Raw genomic sequence first — 3,333 nt, 5'->3', positions numbered from 1 at the left:
TGCGAAGAGCAGGAGTCTGGGCCTTGGTTTCGAGTTTCGACAATCCGCCGGGAGGCGGGCGTGAAACAAGAGATTAGGGCAAGTAAGCTACTAAGGGCGTGCGGTGGATGCCTAGGTGCCAAGAGGCGATGAAGGACGCGGGTGGCTGCGAAAAGCCCCGGGGAGCTGTCAACCGAGCGTTGATCCGGGGATGTCCGAATGGGGAAACCCAGCGCTGCGAATAGCGGCGTTACCTTTCACTGAATACATAGGTGGAATGGAGCTAACCAGGGGAAGTGAAACATCTCAGTACCCTGAGGAAGAGAAAACAATGAGTGATTCCCAAAGTAGTGGCGAGCGAAATGGGAGAAGCCCAAACCGAAACCACGAAAGTGGCGTCGGGGTAGCGGGTCCACGGTAGGACTTTGACTTGCTAGCGGAAGCCTCTGGAAAGAGGCACCAAAGAGCGTGATAGTCGCGTACGCGAAAGCGAGTTGGAGCTGAGTGGGTTACCCAAGTAGGGCGGGACACGTGCAATCCTGCCTGAATCAGCCGGGACCATCCGGTAAGGCTAAATACTCCTTGGCGACCGATAGTGAACAAGTACCGCGAGGGAAAGGTGAAAAGAACCCCGGTAAGGGGAGTCAAAAGAACCTGAAACCGCATGTCTACAAGCAGTTCGAGCACTACGGGGCAACCCAGTGCGAGAGCGTACCTTTTGCATCATGATTCGGCGACTTAATATACGTAGCGAGGCTAAGCCGTTAGGTGGAGCCGGAGCGAAAGCGAGTCCGAATAGGGCGTATAGTTGCGTGTATTATAACCCGAAGCGGGGTGATCTACACATGGCCAGGTTGAAGTGCGGGTAACACCGCATGGAGGACCGAACTCGTGAAAGTTGAAAATTTCTGAGATGAGCTGTGTGTAGGGGTGAAAGGCCAATCAAACTCCGTGATAGCTGGTTCTCCCCGAAAGATATTTAGGTATCGGCTCGGGCAATTCAATGCCGGAGGTAGAGCACTGGAACGGCTAGGGGTCTCACCAGATTACCAAACCGTACCAAACTCCGAATGCCGGCAATTGTTATCCCGGGACGCAGTCAGTGGGTGATAACGTCCATTGGCAAGAGGGGAATAACCCAGACCGACAGCTAAGGCCCCCAAATCTAGTCTAAGTGAACACTAGAAAGGATGTGGCAGGTCATTGACAACCAGGAGGTTGGCTTAGAAGCAGCCATCCTTTAAAGAAAGCGTAATAGCTCACTGGTCAAGACAGGCCGCGCCGAAAATGTAACGGGGCTCAAGACTAGTGCCGAAGCTTCGGGTCACACGTAAAGCGTGTGGCGGTAGGGGAGCGTCCCAGTTGCAGCGAAGGTCGACTGAAAAGGCGGCTGGAGCGGCTGGGAGTGCTGATGCCGAAATGAGTAGCGTTAAAGGGGGTGAGAAACCCCCTCGCCGTAAGCCCAAGGTTTCCTGGGTCAAGTTAATCTTCCCAGGGTTAGTCGGAACCTAAGCCGAGGCCGAAAGGCGTAGGTGATGGAAAGCGGGTTAATATTCCTGCACCATCTTGTGAGCGTTGAACTAAGGGAGGACGGAGAAAGCTAGGCGAGCTGACCGGTGGTTGTGTCAGTCTAAAGGCGTAGGGGTGTCGCGTACGAATAAAGGCGCGGCAGCTATCCCCGAGACTCGATGGCGCCCCGTAAGGGGTAAGTCGCTGATGCTCTGCTTCCAAGAAAAGTCCCGTAGGGAGCTTACAGGGTGTCCGTACCGTAAACCGACACAGGTGGGCGAGGAGAAAATCCTAAGGCGCTTGAGAGAACTCTCCTCCAAGGAACTAGGCAAATTTCCACCGTAACTTCGGAAGAAGGTGGGCCTCTGGTAGGTGAAGGCGTACAGCCGGAGCTGAGAGAGGTTGCAGAGAAATGGCGGTAGCGACTGTTTACCAAAAACACAGGACTCTGCGAAGGCGACAAGCCGACGTATAGGGTCTGACTCCTGCCCGGTGCTGGAAGGTTAAGGGGATTCGTCAGCCGCAAGGTGAAGCGATGATCCGAAGCCCCAGTAAACGGCGGCCGTAACTATAACGGTCCTAAGGTAGCGAAATTCCTTGTCGGGTAAGTTCCGACCTGCACGAATGGAGTAACGACTTCCGCGCTGTCTCGGAGAGGGACTCAGCGAAATTGAAATAGCTGTGCCGATGCAGTTTACCCGCAGCAAGACGGAAAGACCCCGTGAACCTTTACTATAACTTGACAGTGACACTAGGGATTGACTGTGTAGGATAGGTGGGAGCCTTTGAAGCCGGGCCGCTAGGTTCGGTGGAGGCAACGGTGAAATACCACCCTGTTGATTTCTGGTGTCTAACCATGTCCCGTCAGCCGGGATTGGGACACTGTCTGGTGGGTAGTTTGACTGGGGCGGTCGCCTCCCAAAAAGTAACGGAGGCGCGCGATGGTTCCCTCAGCCCGATTGGAAACCGGGCGTCGAGTGCAATGGCATAAGGGAGCTTGACTGCGAGACGGACACGTCGAGCAGGTGCGAAAGCAGGTCATAGTGATCCGGTGGTCCTGAATGGAAGGGCCATCGCTCAACGGATAAAAGGTACTCCGGGGATAACAGGCTTATCTCCCCCAAGAGTTCACATCGACGGGGAGGTTTGGCACCTCGATGTCGGCTCATCGCATCCTGGGGCTGGAGCAGGTCCCAAGGGTTTGGCTGTTCGCCAATTAAAGCGGTACGCGAGCTGGGTTCAAAACGTCGTGAGACAGTTTGGTCCCTATCTGCTGTGGGCGTAGGATACTTGAGAGGCTCTGACCTTAGTACGAGAGGACCGGGTTGGAGGCACCGCTGGTGTACCAGTTGTCTCGCCAGAGGCATCGCTGGGTAGCCATGTGCCGATTGGATAACCGCTGAAAGCATCTAAGCGGGAAACCGACCTCAAGACCAGGTATCCCGGGCGCAAGCCCCTGAAGACCCGTCGAAGACTACGACGTTGATAGGCCGGGTGTGTAAGCGTGGTAACACGTTCAGCTAACCGGTACTAATTGGTCGTGAGGCTTACTTTCCCCATTCTCTTGCATGCCCCCTCAAGGGGAGTAAGGGACTCGGGGCCAAGGCCGAGGCTCGAGTGCTTGATGCGCTCGCCTGGAAGACTCACACTGCGCACAGCGAGACTTCGCTCAGCAATGAATTGAAACTTACCCTTTGTATGCACTGTCGCTTGTTTTCCGGTGGCTATGTCGGAGGGGTCCCACCCGTTCCCATCCCGAACACGGAAGTTAAGCCCTCCAGAGCCGATGGTACTTCGCGGGAAACCGCGCGGGAGAGTAGGTCGCTGCCGGATTCTTTTTGAGAA

At 55.3% G+C, this 3,333-nt stretch carries 2 rRNA genes; both read left to right on the top strand.

Annotated elements, in window-relative coordinates:
- Positions 1-80: 80 nt before the first annotated feature.
- A 23S ribosomal RNA gene (locus HNV26_RS37115) occupies positions 81-3,043 on the top strand.
- A 161-nt stretch (positions 3,044-3,204) separates the two neighbouring features.
- Positions 3,205-3,321, top strand: a 5S ribosomal RNA gene (gene rrf / locus HNV26_RS37110).
- The last annotated feature ends 12 nt before the right edge of the window (positions 3,322-3,333 follow it).

Source organism: Myxococcus xanthus, assembly GCF_013116825.1.
Taxonomy (GTDB): domain Bacteria; phylum Myxococcota; class Myxococcia; order Myxococcales; family Myxococcaceae; genus Myxococcus; species Myxococcus xanthus_B.
Note: the sequence above shows the minus strand (reverse complement) of the source record. Positions and strands in the feature narration are given on the sequence as shown.